Consider the following 18,839-nt stretch of genomic DNA (forward strand, 5'->3'; position numbering starts at 1 on the left):
ACGCACCCGTTTGCCACTGTCCTTGCGGACCGTTCGACTTGCATGTATTAGGCCTGCCGCTAGCGTTCATCCTGAGCCAGGATCAAACTCTCCATCGTAAATAATTGTGTGGGTATATTTCAACCCACTGTCTTGTTCAACCGACCACCCGAGGGTGGTGTGATTGCGTGTTGTTGTGCTGACCGTTTGTCAAAGAACTGGCGTCGGACCCATTGGTCTGACGTGGTGAGTGTCTCTCGTTTGAGAAGCTCGGTACTTATTTAACTCGTTACTGGTATTCTTCTTTTTTGTTTTCCCGTTGTTTGGGAGTGCAAAGGTACGCTTTCTTTTTAACTTGTCAAGAAAAACTTAATTTATTTTTCTCGGTTGGTCGGCGTTGCTTTTGCCTTAACTCACTGATTACTAACTGTTTGTTAATGCTCAGTGCCCGTTTCATTCGATTTGGGAGTGCAAAGGTAGTGGTTCTTATTTTGATTGTCAAGAGAAAGTTTAAAATCTTTTTCGAGTCATTCGCCACTCACTCTGTTTCGTTTATCCTCGTGGGGTCAGCCGTTGCTGATCAGGAGGCCCGTGTTTCGTTCGATTTGGGAGTGCAAAGGTAGGCAAAAAACAGGGTTTGTCAAGGGCTCGGGTTAAACATTTCGGAGTGATTTGCGTTGCCTGCGGGTAAGTCGCCACCAATCAGCAACTTACCCGCAGAAAAGTTTTTAAACTTTTTTTAGGAGGTGATTTTTCTTGCCTTTTGAAACCAGAATATACCGGCCCTGTAGCCACTCAGAAGGTACAGGCGTGGTAGGATCAGCTACTTTTTCTTTATTGATACTAACTGCATTCTGGACTAAAGCACGGCGTGCCTCTCCTTTTGAGGCATACACTTCGCCCCGGCTGGCTACCGACAAAAGATCGGTGATGTCTTTACAAGCGGCTAATTCATCAGCCGAAACGTCAGTTTGGGGTACACCTTCGAAAATAACGCCAAATTCATCGATCTGAATGGAGCGAAGCGTTTCGAGCGTAGCTTTTCCAAACAGCACCTCAGATGCTTTCACGGCCAGTTCATAACCTGCTTCGGAGTGCACGCGTATGGTTACGTCTTTTGCGATAGCTTTTTGCAACAGACGCAGATGCGGTGCTTCGGTGTGAAGCCGCTCTGTTTCTTCGATCTCCTCGCGTGACAGCAACGTAAAGACGCGAATCAACCGGGCGCAGTCAGCGTCGGCGGCATTGAGCCAGAACTGATAGAACTGGTAAGGTGACGTCAGCGCCGGGTCGAGCCAGACGTTGCCGCTTTCCGATTTGCCGAACTTGGTCCCATCGGCTTTGGTAACGAGTGGCGTTGTGAGGGCGAAAGCCTGATGCTCCTCCCGCACGGGTGATTCCCCTGCTTCTTTCCGGCGAATAAGCTCCGTTCCTGTTGTGATGTTACCCCATTGGTCAGAGCCACCCATCTGTAGGCGTACGTTCTTATTCTTGTATAGCCAGTAGAAGTCGTATCCCTGTAACAACTGGTAAGAGAACTCCGTGAATGATATGCCCGTTTCGAGCCGCTTCTTCACCGAGTCTTTCGCCATCATATAGTTCACGCTGATATGCTTGCCCGCTTCGCGCAGAAAGCCCAGAAACGAAATCTCTTTGAACCAGTCGTAATTGTTGACCATTTCGGCGGAGTTAGCTCCGCTTTCAAAATCCAGAAACTTTGTCAACTGAAGCCGGATCGCTTCCTGATTATGCCGTAAGGTTTCTTCTGACAGGAATTCACGCTCAGCGGCTTTGCCCGATGGGTCACCAATCATACCGGTAGCACCCCCTACGAGCGCATATGGTTTGTGTCCGGCACGTTGCAAGTGTACCAGCAGCATAATCGTTGCCAGGTTGCCAATGTGCAGGGATGCAGCGGTTGGATCGAATCCAATGTAACCCGCCGTCATCTGACTGGTTAGCTGTTCGTCGGTACCCGGCGTCATGTCGTGTAACATGCCCCGCCAGCGGAGTTCTTCAATGAAATTCATAGAGTCTTCATTGAGTGATGAGCGATTGAGTGAGAAGTCTGCAGTCACAAATACCTGATTGATTCATACACTTAATCACTTTATCGTTCAGTCACTCATTATTATTTAGGGCAAAAGTAAAGACGAGTCGCCATAACTCAGGAAACGGTAATCATTTGCTAGTGCTTCCTTATATATAGTACGCCAATCGTCACCAATCAGCGCGGCAATGAGCAAAATTAATGTAGAGCCCGGCTGGTGAAAGTTTGTAATGATTCCTTTACAGAGTTTGACCACATAGCCGGGCGTTATATAAATGCCCGTATGTGCCACAACCGATTCCTGGTTTGTACTGATAAGGTACTGCAAAACTGCCCGGATTGCGGTTTCGGCCGGTGGTTGCTGATCGGTGGGGATCTGGTAAGCAAAATGCTGATCGAGCTGGAAGGGGTTAAGTTCGTTGCGCAATAGCTTTACGCCCATCCAGTACAAACTCTCCAGCGCCCGCATCGACGTAGTTCCCACCGCAATAAGCGTATCAAGATTCAGAAGCAGATTATTCAGGTTCTGCCTTGTATAGATAACCTGCTCAGTATGCATGTGATGTTCCCGAACGTCCTCGGCTTTGATAGGCTGAAACGTTCCGGCACCAACGTGCAGTGTCAGGTAATCGGAGTTTATGGCCTTTTCTTTCAGTTTATCGAACACAGCCGGGGTAAAATGAAGGCCGGCCGTAGGTGATGCTACAGCGCCTTCCTGTTTAGAGTAAACTGTCTGGTACGTTTCCCGGTCGGTTTCAGTGGTGGCGCGTTTAAGATAGGGTGGCAGCGGAATTTCGCCCGCATACCGGATTACTTCCGCAAAAGTAAGATCGGCGGGGGTCCAGGTCAGTTGTACCGTCGACTGTTCTATATCATGCCAACTTGCTCTGAGCATTACCGTGCCTTTTGGTGTCGACAGGGTAAGGCTGAGCGACTCGGTTGGTTTCCAACGCTTCCGGTTGCCAATCATTCCCTGCCAAATAACCGAACCGGTTGCTTCCATAGCCAGACTGATGGGCTGCGAAGCGACCGGTTCGCCCGACGGGCTAGCCTCACCGGATACGGGATTCAACAGGAACAGTTCAATTACCGCACCGGTTGGTTTGGTAAAATGCAACCGGGCCGGAATGACTTTTGTATTGTTGAAAACAAGAAAGCTCCGGTCCGGTAAAAAACCGGGCAGATCAGTAAACCGGGCATGCACGATCCTGCCAGACTGGTAGACGAGTAACTTCGACGCATCACGCTGAGGTAATGGAAACCGGGCGATACGCTCGTCGGGCAGGTCGTACTGAAACTGGCTCAGGCGTAATTCGGTCGTCTCAGGCATCTTTACCGGGTTTCATCAACAGTCGAATGGGCAATGCAATCAGCACAATAATCAAAATGGCCGTACTGAGTGGTAATAGCCAGGCAAAGTCGATAGCCTCTATCCCGTGATTCGAGCGATTCAGGAACGATAGCACCATAAGCCCTAACGCGAGAATGGTATTGATAGCTGCCATCAGTGCGTAAAACCAATTGGTAATAACCTCGTTCAGGGCTGACCGATGTGTAGCCCACACCTCCCGATTTGGAACAGGAATCTGAGCTGTTGGAACGCGGGGGAAAAGCCGGGCCACCGCATTGATGAGGGTGTTGTTGATCAGGAAAATAGCAACAGCAATATAAAACAGCGTTTCGCGATCAACAAACTGGATGGGCTGGTTCAATTCATCGAACCGAACAGCAACGTCACTGGGATATGATATATAGCTGTTAAATAAAGTGAACAACAGCCCGAGAATGGACATAATGCGCCAAACGCGAACAAAGAACGTACCTGTTTTCATGTGTGATTAGTAAAAAAGCAAAACCGGCATACCGGTACAGAACCAAAGATCAACTGACCGAAACATGCCCTGTCATTCCCCGTTCATTACAGTAGAACCTAAAACGATCCTGATTGCAAATCAGGGCGCAAAGGTACGGGCCGAACGGGGGAAATCCGTTAGATTAGCCATTTGTCAGACATTTTGGTTTAGGTATTCTATGAAGATTTACACAAAAACAGGCGATAAAGGCCAAACTGGACTAATTGGTGGACGTCGGGTGAGTAAAGCTGATTTACGGATCGATGCTTATGGTACCATTGACGAGTTGAACTCCTGGATTGGATTAGTACGCGATCAATCCGTGAACGACAGTCGTAAAGCGTTATTGAAAGAAATTCAGGACAGCCTGTTTACTATTGGGGCTGAACTAGCCACCGATCCGGTAAAACGCCCTAAACAGGCGCTCCCCGCTATTCAGCTAACCGACGTAACCCTGCTGGAGACTAGCATGGACGATATGGATACCGAACTGCCAGAACTTCGGGCCTTTGTACTACCCGGTGGCCACGAATCGGTTTCCTTCTGTCATCTGGCCCGAACCGTTTGCCGCCGGGCCGAACGACTGGTTATTTCCCTCTCTGATACGTCAATGGTAGATCCGTTGGTTATTCAATACCTCAACCGGTTATCCGATTATCTTTTCGTGCTGAGCCGAAAAATGGCCCAGGATCTACAGGTCGACGAAGTCGTCTGGAAGCCTAGAACGTAGGTAATAAGGACGGATTGAAATAAAGTTGTCTTAACAACTAAATTTCTTCAGTCTTAATTTTTAGCTTTGTCCCGAGTGGGTAATCTGCCAGTTGGTTACTGCCTAACTCCTTAAAAAACACCCTTATTATGACGACGGACGTCTTTCAAATTGAATTACGGAAAGCGGAGCGCTCCCGTATTCAGGAGGTAGATTTCAACCACCTGCCTTTCGGAAAACATTTCTCGGACCACATGTTTGTGGCCGATTTTATAGACGGTGAGTGGCAGAATCAGATGATTGTGCCCTTCGAGAACTTTACCCTAAGTCCTGCCCTATCGTCCCTGCATTATGGCCAGTCGATTTTTGAAGGAATGAAAGCCTACAAAAACGAAGCGGGTGAAGTGCTTATGTTTCGTCCGCACGCTAACATGGAGCGCATGAACGAATCGGCCCGGCGCATGTGCATGGCTACCATTCCCGAAGAGGTGTTTATGGGTGGTCTGGAAGCACTACTTCGCGTTGATGCGGATTGGGTACCAAGCACACCCGACAGTTCGCTCTATATCCGGCCTTACATGTTCGCAACGGATGCGTCGCTGGGGGTGGCTCCATCGAAAACATATCGTTTCTGCATCTTTACCTGCCCGGTTGGTGCCTATTATACGAACCCGCCGAAACTGAAAGTAGAAACTGAATACATCCGCTCAGCCCCAGGTGGTGTAGGATACGCCAAGTGTGCCGGTAACTATGCGGGCTCGCTGTATCCAACCATGATGGCGCAGCAGCAGGGCTACGATCAACTGATCTGGACCGATGCCCGTGAGCACAAATACATAGAGGAGTCGGGTACGATGAATATTATGTTCATGATCGATGGTAAGCTGGTTACGCCGGCCACCTCCGATTCGATCCTGAAAGGCGTTACCCGGGATACCATCCTGCAAATTGCCCGGAGTTGGGGGGTTACCGTCGAAGAGCGACTCGTGTCGGTTGATGAGGTTATCAGCGGTATCGAAACCGGTCGGCTTACCGAAGCGTTTGGCGCAGGAACAGCCGTTGTCGTTTCGCCCTACTCGCTCATCGGCTATAATGGCAAAGACCACATGCTACCCGAGTTTGCGCCGGAAGATTCGTTTGCCGTTCGGGTCAAAACGTACCTCACCGACTTGCGCACGGGTAAAATTGCCGACGAGTTCGGCTTCGTGCAGAAATTGTAGGTTAAAGTGAATAAACCCTGCCAGTGGGCGTAGCCCCTGGTAGTGGTTGAGAAATGTATAATCTGCTCAACCACTACCAGGGTCTTCGACCACTGGCAGGGTTTATCTTATTTTGTTGAAGCGGTTACCGGGCCGCCAACGGGTTGAATCCGGATCTTGAGCCCGAAATCTTTTCCTTTCGATACATCTTTTAAACTAAGCTGCTCGCTGGTTGAGCCAGTCCAGGTCAAGGCTCCGGCTGTTGATTTCGGCGTACCATAGCGAGTTGTGAAATACGGTTCCAGTGCCTTCCGGTATTCATCGACCGACTGGCGGGAGTTCAGAAACAAGTCTATCTCAATGGCCGACACCTTCCCTCCCGCTTGATAATACAGCATGTCGGCAGTTTCGAGATTTGGAAATTCAACCGTGTACCCAACGTGTTTGGCGTCACTTTCGAATGCGTCGCCTTTCTCCTTTTCTTTTACGACCGAAAACGCGTCGCCTAAATTGATACCGCGCCAGTGACTATCACGGGTCAACCCCAAACCAGCCAGACGAGCAGGCATAGCTTCAGGCGCGTAGTCGACGGCCGGGTCGGGACTGGTTGCTGTAGAGGAATCCGTTGTTTGGTTGCTGGCTGTTTTTTTACTGTTACATGCCTGCTGGACGAAGACGGTGCTGACAACCAGGAAAAGTAAAGCAATTCGATTCATACGATTTTTTTAAAGGTGTAATTCACCTGACAAAGGTACGCTTCAGGGAACAGGAACCCGCCAGCATGGGTCCTATAACTCCTGTACCAGATTGAAAAAGAAGCCTGTTTTTCCCTGCCCGTTTACCGTTGCGCTAAGCCGAAAAACCAGGTTATAATAAGTTACGAAATCCAGGCTCACTCCTGTACCCACCAGTAATCGATTAGCCAGTTGGCTCTGGTACTGCTCAGCTACGGTGCTGCTGACGTAGCCTGCATCGCCAAAGGCGGTGATATAGGCCGCAATGGGAAGGGTATTGAACTGCCTCACTTTTAACCAGTCAAGTTGCTTAACCGTATTGAATAACTGATAACGAACACTATTACGCCAGATTCCGAAGCGTTGCCCGTCAATTACGTACAATTCATAGCCACGCACCATGTCCAGCACGCTGCCCAACCCGCGAAGATTATAATAAGGTTGGCGCTGCGGCCAGGATAAACGGCCCCGTAGCCCCCCGGCGGCATAAAAACGGCCGCCCAACGACCAATACTGGGTGATAGACGCCGACATATCCATAAAGCGAAAATTATCGCCCGGCAGCAGACCGTACAGTCCGATACCACCCCGGAACAAGGTCCCCTGTAATGGATAGGCAACGTTATCGCGCCGGTCGTAGCGGTAGCCATAACTAAGCATCAAGTATTGCTGACGTGTTCGCCCATTCAGGAAATAGTCCGGGTTAAGTCGGGCAACCGTATCGGCGATGGTGTTGATGTTATACCGAGTCTCGATCGAATGATAATGATACAGCCCACGTCGATTGGTCAGTATGAGGCCGGCGTAGGTCCGTTCGCGCAGCAACTGATCCGACTTAACGTACACCCATTTATCGGCTTGTGTGCGAAACGGGATTTCGTTATTGGTAAGGTACCCCACATCGACCCGCAACCCTACTTTCTGCGCCCGATCAATATAAGGCTTGGTATAGGAAACGACCGTTCTTTTGAGAAATCCCCGTATAAACTCAACCTGAAGCCGATCGTTGGTACCCGTCACGTTCCTGTAACTCAGCCGACCGCCGTAAATCACCCGTCGTAAATCTCGGCCCCGATCATACCACCACTCGTTCAAGTTCCGGTCAGCAATATCGAAAACGGGATAGGCTACAAAATACCAGCGCTCCTTCATCGTAACTGTCAGGTCGATCAAGGCTGGCTGAGTCGTATCGGCCCCGGTAGTTTGCTCCGTAGTCAGTGCTACCGTTATGAATAGATTGGTATTATTGATGTTACGCTGATCCCAGGCCAGTCTTCCCGGCAAATCTCCCAAACGCACCGTATCACCCGTGTGCAACGTCATCTCGCGCAGTACAATCCGGTCACGGGTTCGGTAATTTCCTTTAAGCGATACCGATCGCACCCGAACGAACCGGGCTGAGTCGGCCGTGGGTGTTGCCAGTACGTCACCATCGGATAACCACAGTGCAATCAGGGTTGATATAACCAGCAACCAGGTTTTTGGGATCATACTCAAAAATACTCCTTTTCAAAAAAATAAGACAAAACTATCTCTGTATCCTGCAAATCGGTACGTAATATTGTTATCCGTTCGCTAAAGCTACGGTCATTCGACAAAACAGCACTGCACATGCAAACTGAAAAAACCAAGCAGCCAACGCGGGTAGCACGCCCACGTCTGAGCTTCTGGCAGATATGGAATATGAGCTTTGGATTTTTTGGTATCCAATATGGCTTCGGTCTTCAGCAGGCTAACATGAGCCCCATCTTTCGATATCTGAATGCAAACGAGTCCGAAATTCCAGCCCTTTGGTTAGCAGGACCAGTCACTGGACTATTGATTCAGCCCATCATCGGTGCCATGAGCGACCGCACCTGGTCACCGCGCTGGGGCCGTCGGAAACCGTACTTTCTTATTGGGGCCGTTATTGGCAGTATTGCGCTGATCCTGATGCCGAACTCGTCTACGTTATGGATGGCGGCTAGCATGATGTGGATGCTGGATGCAGGTTTAAACGCATCAATGGAGCCCTTTCGTGCGTTTATCGGCGATAAACTACCGGTCGAGCAGCGCACGGTTGGCTTCGCCATGCAGAGCTTCTTTGTTGGTTTTGGACAGACACTGGCCAATCTGATGCCCCGCATACTCCCCATTTTTGGCCTGACTATGGTGGCCACCGGCAGTAACGCTATTCCTGATATCACTCGCTGGTCCTTTTACATTGGTGCCGTGGCTATTGTGGCCGCCGTCATCTGGACGATGTACACCACCGACGAGTACCCACCGGAAGATATGGTGGCTTTCGAGAAAGAGAAAAAAGAAGGGGGTGGCGTACTCAAAGCTTTTACCGAAGTTTTTCATGCTCTCCGGGATATGCCAACCACGATGAAACAACTCTGGTGGGTCAAATTTTTTACGTGGTATGGTTTACCCCTTATGTGGCAGTACCTGTCGCTGGCTATTTCGCGGCATGCCTTCAACGCGCCAACGCCCCAGTCACCGGGTTTTGAGCGGGGTATTGAAGTAGGTAACGACTGCTTTGCATTGTTCAATATTGGCTGTTTCGGTATTTCGTTTTTCCTGCCTGCCATTGCCCGGCGCGTTGGTCGGCGCGAAACACACGCGCTGTTCCTCACCATTGGCGGACTGGGTTTCCTGTCGATGATGCTCGGCGAGGACAAGAACGTCTTCCTGATCGGGATGGCGATGGTAGGGCTGGCCTGGGGTTCGATCCTGTCAATGCCTTATGTCATGTTGTCGAACTCGGTACCGGGCGAGCGCATGGGTGTTTACATGGGCCTGTTCAATGGCTTCATCGTTGTGCCCCAGATTGTGAACATGATCACCATACCTTTTCTGTACAATAGTGTTTTGAAAGGTGACCCCCGTAATGCGCTTGTCCTAAGCGGCATTTGTCTGGTCCTGGCAGCAGCAGCCTGTTTCCTGGTTAAAGAAACCCCTGCCAGCGAAGCAGCCGCCTTACCGATCAATCCAGGCGGAAATTAATGTACTTTTGACGCTCACTTAAGAAACCCTGCCCGTGACTGAAAGCCCTGGTAGTGGTTGAATAAAGCCATTAGGCCTGCCCATTCAACCACTACCTGGGCTTTCAGCCACGGGCAGGGTTTCCGGTAACGCTTCACCGTTCAACCTAGCATGACTCCTACTTCTCGTCCTTACGCCCTTCTGTCGGTCGGTGAACTGTTAGCCGATTTTATTGGCCACCATGTTTCATCAAGTTTATTCGATGCGCCTGATTTTCGCCGGTATCAGGGGGGTAGCCCGGCCAACATGGCCGCAAATATGGCCCGGTTAGGCTGTTCTGCTGCCTTAGTCGCCTGCGTTGGCAACGATAATATTGGGCGTTATCTGATAAAACAGGTTTCCGAAGCGGGCGTCGACACGCAGCATATCACCACCGACCCACTAGCGCCAACCAGTATTGTAATTGTATCCCGTACGGCCGGTACACCTGACTTCATCGCTTACCGCACCGCCGACTGCCAGATCAAGACGAGCCAGCTACCAGATTCTTTACTGGCGCAGGCAACCATTTTTCATACAACCTGCTTTGCCCTCAGCCGCCAGCCTGCCCAGGCTGCTATTGTTGATGCGGCCCGGCGTGCGCAGGCCGCCGGTTGCCAGGTTAGTATCGATGCCAATTACGCACCCAGCATCTGGCCCGACCGTAACTATGCCCGGCGTATCATCAGCGAGTATTGTGCCGCCGGAGCGTTTGTCAAGATCAGCGAAGACGATGCAGCCCGAATTTACGGTGAGCCTCAACCGATAGACCGGATTCTGAACGATTTCCACGAAATGGGGGCCTCCCTCATTTGCCTGACCCTGGGCGCCGAAGGGAGTCTAGTTTCGTATGAAGGGGGCAACAAGCAGGTGCGGATAACGGGCCAGAAGCTCGACGTGATCGACGCTACCGGTGCAGGCGATGCCTACTGGGCGGGCTTTCTAACCGCTTATATCGACGGTCACGCCCCCGAGCAGTGCGCCCGATCGGGAGCAGCCTTAGCCCGCATGAAATTGACCCGCTTAGGACCACTACCCTACAAAGTGGATCGGGAATCTATCTATTAGCAGAGTAGTTAGCAGCATGGGCTGGCTTTCCCAAAGCAACCGTAACAGAGACAGAACCAAGACGGGGATGAGTTGACCCCATCCCGTCTTGGTTCTGTCTCTGTTACTTAGTTCATACGGGCCAGCTTGTCGAGATCTATGTCCTCTAGTGTCGCCTTGAGCTTATCCATGCTGATACCACGGCCTTTGGCGGTAACCACAAATCGTTTGTTTACCAATACAGCAATCTCTCCGCTCTTGTCGCGGTTATCGTACTTTTCATAGGATTTATAGTTACCCATGGTGCTGGTCTTTTCATAACTATCATCGGTTTCTTTATCTACTTCCATCATCGACCAGGCGGCTAAACGCATCATCATAGGCGATCCTCCACCATCTACAAGTGTCAGCTCAATGGTCTCCGTATTATCATTATTGGCGTACTCGCCGGTTGCGGTTGAGATCGTGAATCCGGTTGCGCCATTCTTTTCACCCGTAGCTTCTTTACGGTCTAACCCGTCGGCATCGGCCGGAAGTAATGCTTTCAGATCCCGAAAATCAACGGTTTTAACCGGGCCATTTTTCTGCATAGATTCGGCCTGAGCGGCCATTTCTTTCAACGCACCTACGGCACCCAGCGACGAAACCGACGCTTCTTCTGCCTTTTCCTCTTTCTCCTTTTTACCTCCGCAATTCGTCAACAGAGACAGGCAGGATAGCGCGGCCCACAGTAAACACGGTTTCAGTTACATAATAAGCCAGGTTTAAATGATGAGATTAACTACTGATCAGCAACTTACGCATTCCTTCTTTTGAGCTATCAATATTTTGAGTAAGCGTTATCACCACCTATCGACAAATCAGGTAATGCCGCCTGAAAGAAAGGCACCTAACGGAAGATGAATTACTTCCGGCGGAAACGATCGGCCGCGAACGGGTCTAACGGGAGGCTACTGGTTTGCCCGGTAACGGCTTCGGCAACCAACATACCGGTAGCGGGGCCGAGGCTAACGCCCATCATGCCGTGGCCCGTCGCCAGTGTCACGTTATTCAAATGACTTAGCCGGCCAATGTAGGGCAACCCATCCGGCGAACAGGGACGTAGTCCACGCCAGACGGTTTCGGTAGCAGGCTGGGAAACGGGCAAATCAGGATAATAGCGATTGATCGACTGAACAATACCCCGCACCCGATTGGTATTAACTGAGAGGTCGGTGCCGGCAATTTCGAGCGTCCCGGCCAGCCTCACCTGTCCGTTCATGGGCGTAGCTGTCGCGCGTGCTTCAAGCATGATGGCCGGTATCTGAATGGTTTTACCGGGCTTTGGCACCATGAAGCTATAGCCTTTGCCACCCTGCAAAGGTAGGTTCAGACCCAGTTTACGCATGAGCTCTAGTGACCAGGCTCCAGCGGCCAGTACAATTTCGTCAAATACGTACTCACCCGTTTTCGTCAAAACCTGCCTTACCGACCCGCCCTGCACCGTCAGGTCGGTCACCTGCTGGTTTTCCAATAACGTTACCCCCATCTGACGCAGCCGCGCCACCAGCGCCGGAATCAATTGATTGGGATAGATATGAGCATCGCCGGGGTAGTAAATAGCACCCCGCACGGTAACCCGTGCATCAGGTTCGAGGTCCTGCACCTGTTGCCCCGTAAGCAGTTGGGCTTCAACACCGGCCCGGTTAGCTACTTCGGCTTCCTCGGCCATTTCGTGCTCGTTTTCGGGAGTCTGGTAAAGCATGAACAAACCACGCTCCTGCCAGCCGAAGTCAAACTCGTCGGCCATAGCCAGTTCCTGATACCCTTTCTTGCTAAGCAAACTCAGGTCGCGCAGAATAGGAATGGCCCGTTCAACATGCGCAGCCGTAGCGTGCCGGTGAAAAAGCCAGCCCCAGCGCATCAGTTCCCAGTTCAGACGTGGTTTCACGTAGAAAGGGCTGTCGGACTGGAACATCCACCGAATGCCCTTGGCAATCATTCCCGGCGCGGCCAGCGGAATGATATGGCTGGGTACAATCATGCCCGCATTGCCATGCGAGCAGCTATCGGCAAAGGTTCCGTTGTCCAGAACGGTTACGTCGCAGCCTGCCAGACGCAGGTAATAGGCCGAGAACAATCCACTCACGCCCCCGCCTATGATGCCTACTTTCATCGTATTCAATTGATCAGTTAATGAGTCAGTCAGTTGATCAGTTAGTGAGTCTGTGAGTCAGTCCTGCGTCAGCTACTCATCAACTGACCGACTGACTGACTCACTAACTGATCAACTGTTAAATTACCTGGAAGCCGTGTACATAGGGATCGTCTTCGTCCAGTAAGATCTGGTTGAAGCCATGGATGATGGCCCAGCCTTCGATACTTGGAATAATGGCCGGTTGACCACCTAACTCGGTTTCAGCCTCGACACGCCCAATGAATTTGGAGCCGATAATACTCTCGTGAATGAAATCATGCCCTGCCTTCAACCACCCCTTGGCATGCCATTGCGCCAGCCGGGCCGACGTGCCCGTCCCACAGGGCGACCGATCAATGGCTTTGTCGCCGTAGAATACCGCATTACGAGCCGAAGAAGTTGGATCCAGGGGGGTGCCGGTCCAGAGAATATGGCTCAGGCCGTTGATCGTTGGGTTTTCGGGGTGAACGAACGTGTATTGTTCATTCATCCGCTGACGCATCGTTCTGGCCCAGGCAATGAGCTGCTCGCCTTTGTAATGCTCCAGGCCCGGAAAGTTGGGCTGCACGTCGACAATGGCGTAAAAATTACCACCATAGGCAACGTCTACCGTTAACGTCCCCAAATCGGGGCATTCGACGGTCAGGCCCTCAGCCGCCAGATACGATTTGATGTTCGTAATCTTTACCGACTTAACTTTTTTGCCTTCTTGCCGATACTCGGCCCGGACCAGCCCAGCCGGTACTTCGAGGTTCAGCACACCCGGCGTTTTTGGCGTTACAAGACCCTGCTCGATAGCCACCGTAACGGTCCCAATTGTACCATGCCCGCACATAGGCAGGCAACCCGACGTTTCTATGAACAGCACACCAACATCGTTGGCCGGGTCGCTGGGCGGATAAAGAATACTACCCGACATCATGTCGTGACCGCGGGGTTCGAACATAAGCCCGGTTCGGATCCAGTCATAGTCACGCAGAAAATGCTGGCGCTTTTCGCTCATCGTTGCCCCATTCAAATAAGGGATACTCCCACCCGTAACCACCCGAACGGGATTTCCGCAGGTGTGAGCATCGATGCAGAAAAATGATTTCATAGCGAGCCGGTTTACGAGAACTGGGGTAATTCAGGCCGATTGGCCAGCCCTTCGTTGATAATGGCCAGTACCCGATCCCGTTCGGTACCTACCAGCGGCAGGCGTGGCGCTCGAACATGCTCGGTACCGATACCCGCTCCCACCTCGGCCAGTTTGATATATTGAACCAGCTTGGGATGAATATCCAGTTCCAGCAAGGGCAGGAACCAGCGATAAATAGCGCGCGCTTCCTCAATCCGCCCGGCTTTAACGAGTTTGTAAACGGCCACCGTTTCGCGGGGGAACGCACACACCAGGCCCGCCACCCAGCCATCGGCACCCATGACCAGCTCTTCCATCGCCAACGTATCGACTCCGCACAAAATGCGAACCCGATCACCGAACCGGTTGCGCAGGCGCGTTACGTTCGATACATCACGGGTCGATTCTTTGACGGCCTGTATCGTTGGCAGCGCAATCAACTCGTCGAACATAGCAAGCGTTACTTCGATTTTGTAATCGATCGGGTTGTTATACAACATGATCGGCAGATCGGTGGCCGTAGCAATAGCCTTGAAGTACGTGCAGGTTTCGCGCTCGTCGGCCTTGTAGCGCATGGGCGGCAGTAACATCAGTCCACTCACACCTAGCCCAACCGCTTCTTTAGCAATGCGAACGGCTTCGCGGGTAGCGCCTTCAGCAATATTGAGCACCACCGGCACCTGCCCATCAACATATTCGACGGCCGTTTGCACCAGTGTATTCTTCTCCTCGTTTGACAATGTGCTGGCTTCGCCCAATGAGCCACCGAGGATGATACCATCGACACCGGCATCGAGTTGAGCTTGCAGGTTGGTGATAAAAGCCGGAAGATCCAGCTCCTCTTCTACTGTAAATTTGGTCGTCAGGGCGGGAAAAACACCTTGCCAGTTAATTGCCATGGAGTACGTAATTGGGGGTTATGAACAAAAATAGAGAATGGTCAGGCATGTCATGTAAGTAACAGGCAGCAACTTAGAACTTGTGCCAGTCTGCGATAGAAGCTTACCGGCTAACCCGCTTGCTAAGGACGTAATAATTGGCATCCGGCGTCAGTGTAGTGATTTTTTTGTTGGCCAGCGTTTGCCACCGTTCGGTTGGGTTCAGCGACTCAAACGGTCCGGCCTCGTTCAGGCAGACCTGCACCGGCATATCGAATCCAGCAATGCAGTTGGCCCAGCGATACTGAACTCCATTTGCCACTGTACGGTATTCAAGCACTGGAATCCTGATATCGCGCAGGTATTGATCGAAGATCGGCTTTAGATCTTTACCCGTTTCCCGAATCATATACTGCTCGATCTGGCTGGTCGTTACGGTCTGGTGGTAGAAGGTTTTGTTCATACCCCGCAGTATCTGCCGCCACCGCTCATCGTCGCCAACGAGCTGCCGAATCATATGCAGCATATTACCGCCTTTATAATACATATCAACCGAACCCGACTGGTTGACGTTGTAGGTTCCAATAATGGGGCTGTCATTGCGGATGTTGGCCCGGCACCCGATTACGTACTGCGCGCCGGCGTCCTTGCCATAATAATACTCCGTGAACAGATTCTCCGAGTAATTCGTGAAACTCTCATGAATCCACATATCTGCCACGTCTTTATACGTGATGTTGTTGGCAAACCACTCATGGCCCGACTCATGGACGATGATAAAATCCCACAGCAATCCCCAACCTGTTTTTGACAAATCGCGCCCCAGGTAGCCATTCCGGAAACCATTGCCGTACGTAACCGAACTCTGGTGTTCCATGCCCAGATAAGGCGTATCAACCAGTTTATAGCCATCCTCGTAGAATGGATAGGGTCCAAACCAATGCTCGAAGGCTTTCAGCATCAGCGGCACCTGCCGGAACTGTGTCCGGGCCGAGTCGACATGTTCGGTAAGCGCGTAATAATCTACGGGCAGTGGCCCTTTAGCACCGGCATACGTTTCGGACCAGTGTTCGTAGCGGCCAATATTGAGGTTTACGCCGTAGTTATTGATTGGGTTTGATACATACCAGTCGAAGGTACGGGTATGGTCGGTGTTGGTTGTTACCCGCCGAAGCTGCCCATTGGATACGTCCATGAGGTTTTCGGGAACAGTTACGCTGATCGCCATCGAGTCGGGCTCGTCGTACATATGGTCTTTGCAGGGCCACCATGCGCTGGCACCCAGTCCCTGACAGGCCGTTGCAATGAACCACTCGCCCCGCTTGTCGCGCGACCAGACCAGACCGCCATCCCAGGGCGGGCGTTTAGCTACCCGTGGCTTTCCTGCGTATACCACCCGGATAGATTCGGTCTGGCCCGGCTTCTGATCTTTGATCAGCGTAACAAAATAAGCGTTTCCATCCTGACGGACGTTGAGCGGCTTTCCGTCCTGCTCAACGCTGATTACGCGCAGGGGCCGCTGTAGATCGACCTGCATGGTCCGGCCCGGTTTCAGTACCCGGTACCGGATCGTTGTTGAGCCGCTCAACGTGCTGTCGTTGGTATGAACCCGAACGTTGAGGTGATAAAACGTTAGATCCCACCAGGCGCGTTCGGGCGTGATAGACCCCCGCAACGTATCGTCGTGCGTAAATGCAGCCTGTTGCCCTTTAACGACAACCGGCGTAAGGAGTAAAAGCAGTAAAGGGAAATGAAGAAAACGCATGTAAAATACCAGATAAACAACGTAGTAGAAACAGGACTTTTATCGTCCGCCCGGCGGGCAATGCTGTAGCAGGTAATTCGTGTACAGCGTTTTCAGGTGTTGCGCTGTCCCCTCTCCCTCCGAAATGCTGTGTGTCCGGTTTGGATAGGGCATTACCTGAAACTGTTTGTTGTGCTTCACCAGTTCATTGATCAGCACCTCGGCATTGTCGTAATGCACATTATCGTCGCCGGTACCGTGAATATACAGCAGGTTACCCCGCAGATTTTTGGCATACGTGATGGGTGATCCCGCTACGAAATCATCCCGATTTTCCTGCGGCAGTCCCATGTATCGTTCCTGATAGATATTATCGTAAAATAACTGGTTGCCAACGGCCGCAATGGCAATACCGGTTTTATAAATGTCGGGGTATTGAAACAAAAGATGCAGTGTCGTTGACCCGCCACCGCTCCAGCCCCAAACGGCTACCCGGCTCGAATCCAGATAGGCGTGCTGCGCCAGCAGTTTCTTTGTAGCCATCGCCTGGTCCCGGATATTGATACGGCCGATTTGGCGGTAAATGGACTTGCGCCAGTCAGCCCCTTTCAGGTTAGGCGTCCCCCGATTGTCGAGGGCTACGTAGACATAGCCAGCTTTAGCCATGTCGCCATTGAAGAGCCGGTTCTGACCCACCGAGAAATCGTCGTTGACGGTGCTGCCCGCTGGTTCGCCATACACATAAAAGACAACCGGATATTTTTTGGTGCTGTCAAAATCGGTTGGTTTAGCCATCCAGCCATCTACCGTAACCCCATCGTCGGTGGTGATGGTAAAGAAGCGGACATTAGGTTTGGCAACGGTTTTCAGCCGGGCGGTGAGGCTTTCGGCGGGGTCGACGGCCTTATGGTCGGGCAAGCTAACCCACTCGCGGGCCGAAGGTGTCTGGTAATTGGTGAATGTGTGCATAGCCAGTCTGCCGTTGGGCGAGATGGTGTAGCCATGCGTCCCGGCGAGTCCCGCAGGTGTTACGCGCTCCGCTTTACCTTTCCCATCCAGCCGGGTTCGGTAGAGATACCGCTGGTTGGTATTTTCGGGCGAGGCAATGAAATAAATCTGATTGGCAGCCTCGTCGATGTGACTGATCGTAGCAATGTCATAAGCACCGGGCGTTAGCAGCGTCTCTTTTTTCCCGTCGGCGCTAACCCGGTACAGGTGACGCCACCCATCTTTTTCAGACACCCAGATAAATGCGTTGCCCGTATAGAGCCATTCCCATCCGACCGGATTATCGCGGCTCCAGCGGGACTTGATATCGATCCACTTCTGGCCCGTCTCGGTATAAAATTCTTTGGTGCCCCCCGTTGCAGGGTTGCAGGTAAAGAGTCTGCTTTCGTTTTGCTTCCGATTCAGCTGCTGCACGATCACCGACTCGCCCGATGGGAACCACTCCATCCGGGTTATGTAATGCTGCTGCGAATCGCCGGGTAGTTTCAGCCAGGTTGTTGGTCCACCTGATACAGATACGATACCCACCCGCGTTGGCGAGGGACTTTCGCCAACTTTAGGATACTCGACCGGTACAACATGGGAATAGTTTGAATCGGTCGTGTTCAGCATCAGGTAGTCGCGGATATTGGTTGCGTCGACCTGCCAGTAGGCAATCTGCTTGCTGTCGGGGCTCCATCGAAACCCATCACGGCATCCAAATTCTTCCTCATACGCCCAGTCGAACGTGCCGTTAATGCGTTTGCGGGTACCGTCGGCGGTTAGTTGCCGGATCTTGCCGGTGGCAACCTCTTCAACGAATACATTGTGTTCGCTCACATACGCAACACTACGTCCATCGGGGGCCAGTTTTGCATACATCAGGGACTGGGCCGGTCTGGCTACGACACCCGCGCCCTGCCCCAGCTGGCGTACCTGACCAGTTGCGCGGTTTATCAGAAAATAATCGCCCCGCGTATTATAGCGCCAGACCCGGGCCGTGTTGGTAAATACGAGAACACTGGCGCTATCGGGAGTAAAGGCGAAATCTGTCACCGGCATAGGCAGTGAACCGCCCGGCTGACGAAGTTTTTCTTTGGGTAGAAGTGTTGTTTTACGCCCTGTTCGGATGTCGATCTGGACCAGGTCGCCCTGTTCAACAGCGGCATAAGCATTACCATCGGCGGTCCAGTGCATCTGGCGACCGGGAACCTGGGCGTATGTAGCGAAAATCGTTAAGCTGAGCGCTGTCGTCAGCAGTTTACAGCGCAAAAGAAAAGGAGACGGATTCACGAAGTAGTCGCGTAAATGAAGTGATTACTCTCCAAAAGTACACGATTTCGATGCACCGTCTCCTATT

15 protein-coding genes and 1 rRNA gene are annotated in these 18,839 nt (G+C 51.8%); 4 read left to right on the plus strand and 12 right to left on the minus strand.

The window, feature by feature from the left end; genetic code table 11:
- From FH603_RS07165 to FH603_RS07180, 4 genes are all read right to left on the minus strand, one after another.
- A 16S ribosomal RNA gene (locus FH603_RS07165) occupies window positions 1-98 on the minus strand; the annotation flags it as partial.
- 609 nt (window positions 99-707) lie between these two features.
- The gene (gene tyrS, locus FH603_RS07170) at window positions 708-2,009 is read right to left on the minus strand and encodes a tyrosine--tRNA ligase (RefSeq protein ID WP_186736785.1); all 1,302 of its coding nucleotides are present in this window, start codon (window positions 2,007-2,009) and stop codon (window positions 708-710) included.
- A 105-nt stretch (window positions 2,010-2,114) separates the two neighbouring features.
- The gene (locus FH603_RS07175) at window positions 2,115-3,359 is read right to left on the minus strand and encodes an S-adenosylmethionine:tRNA ribosyltransferase-isomerase (protein WP_186736786.1); all 1,245 of its coding nucleotides are present in this window, start codon (window positions 3,357-3,359) and stop codon (window positions 2,115-2,117) included.
- Entirely contained in the window at window positions 3,352-3,861 is a 510-nt protein-coding gene (locus tag FH603_RS07180) for a hypothetical protein (RefSeq protein WP_186736787.1), read from the minus strand. The genes FH603_RS07175 and FH603_RS07180 overlap by 8 nt, the downstream gene beginning before the upstream one ends.
- 199 nt (window positions 3,862-4,060) lie before the next feature.
- Here FH603_RS07180 and FH603_RS07185 point away from each other — a divergent pair, with 199 nt between their 5' ends.
- Window positions 4,061-4,612 (plus strand): cob(I)yrinic acid a,c-diamide adenosyltransferase, encoded by a 552-nt coding sequence (locus FH603_RS07185; protein ID WP_186736788.1) that lies wholly within the window; start codon window positions 4,061-4,063, stop codon window positions 4,610-4,612.
- A gap of 128 nt (window positions 4,613-4,740) precedes the next feature.
- Window positions 4,741-5,811: a branched-chain amino acid aminotransferase gene (locus FH603_RS07190; protein ID WP_186736789.1), complete on the plus strand. Its 1,071-nt coding sequence runs from the start codon at window positions 4,741-4,743 to the stop codon at window positions 5,809-5,811.
- A 107-nt stretch (window positions 5,812-5,918) separates the two neighbouring features.
- Here FH603_RS07190 and FH603_RS07195 read toward each other — a convergent pair whose 3' ends face one another.
- Entirely contained in the window at window positions 5,919-6,506 is a 588-nt protein-coding gene (locus FH603_RS07195) for a hypothetical protein (RefSeq protein ID WP_186736790.1), read from the minus strand.
- 72 nt (window positions 6,507-6,578) lie between these two features.
- Window positions 6,579-8,015, minus strand: coding sequence for a BamA/TamA family outer membrane protein (locus FH603_RS07200; RefSeq protein WP_186736791.1), 1,437 nt, complete (start codon window positions 8,013-8,015; stop codon window positions 6,579-6,581).
- A gap of 120 nt (window positions 8,016-8,135) precedes the next feature.
- Here FH603_RS07200 and FH603_RS07205 point away from each other — a divergent pair, with 120 nt between their 5' ends.
- Together FH603_RS07205 and FH603_RS07210 are read left to right on the plus strand one after the other, a co-directional pair.
- Window positions 8,136-9,512 carry an MFS transporter gene (locus FH603_RS07205; RefSeq protein WP_186736792.1) on the plus strand — a complete coding sequence of 459 codons (1,377 nt, stop codon included), beginning with the start codon at window positions 8,136-8,138 and terminating at the stop codon, window positions 9,510-9,512.
- Between the two features lie 150 nt (window positions 9,513-9,662).
- Complete coding sequence (locus FH603_RS07210; protein ID WP_186736793.1) at window positions 9,663-10,598, plus strand: carbohydrate kinase family protein; 936 nt, start codon at window positions 9,663-9,665, stop codon at window positions 10,596-10,598.
- A gap of 107 nt (window positions 10,599-10,705) precedes the next feature.
- Here FH603_RS07210 and FH603_RS07215 read toward each other — a convergent pair whose 3' ends face one another.
- The 6 genes from FH603_RS07215 to FH603_RS07240 all read right to left on the minus strand — a co-directional run bounded on the left by FH603_RS07215 (window position 10,706) and on the right by FH603_RS07240 (window position 18,676).
- Complete coding sequence (locus tag FH603_RS07215) at window positions 10,706-11,278, minus strand: transposase (RefSeq protein WP_235985437.1); 573 nt, start codon at window positions 11,276-11,278, stop codon at window positions 10,706-10,708.
- Between the two features lie 203 nt (window positions 11,279-11,481).
- Window positions 11,482-12,732: an NAD(P)/FAD-dependent oxidoreductase gene (locus tag FH603_RS07220; RefSeq protein ID WP_186736794.1), complete on the minus strand. Its 1,251-nt coding sequence runs from the start codon at window positions 12,730-12,732 to the stop codon at window positions 11,482-11,484.
- A gap of 118 nt (window positions 12,733-12,850) precedes the next feature.
- A complete protein-coding gene (locus tag FH603_RS07225) occupies window positions 12,851-13,849 on the minus strand; it encodes a 4-hydroxyproline epimerase (RefSeq protein ID WP_186736795.1) in 999 nt (332 codons plus the stop codon).
- Between the two features lie 11 nt (window positions 13,850-13,860).
- The gene (locus tag FH603_RS07230; protein WP_317171263.1) at window positions 13,861-14,763 is read right to left on the minus strand and encodes a dihydrodipicolinate synthase family protein; all 903 of its coding nucleotides are present in this window, start codon (window positions 14,761-14,763) and stop codon (window positions 13,861-13,863) included.
- 109 nt (window positions 14,764-14,872) lie between these two features.
- On the minus strand, window positions 14,873-16,513 hold the full coding sequence (locus FH603_RS07235) for a M1 family metallopeptidase (RefSeq protein WP_186736797.1): 1,641 nt from the start codon (window positions 16,511-16,513) through the stop codon (window positions 14,873-14,875).
- Between the two features lie 39 nt (window positions 16,514-16,552).
- On the minus strand, window positions 16,553-18,676 hold the full coding sequence (locus tag FH603_RS07240) for a S9 family peptidase (RefSeq protein ID WP_186736917.1): 2,124 nt from the start codon (window positions 18,674-18,676) through the stop codon (window positions 16,553-16,555).
- Window positions 18,677-18,839: the final 163 nt, after the last annotated feature.

It is taken from the genome of Spirosoma utsteinense (assembly GCF_014282275.1).
In the GTDB taxonomy this organism is placed as follows: domain Bacteria; phylum Bacteroidota; class Bacteroidia; order Cytophagales; family Spirosomataceae; genus Spirosoma; species Spirosoma utsteinense.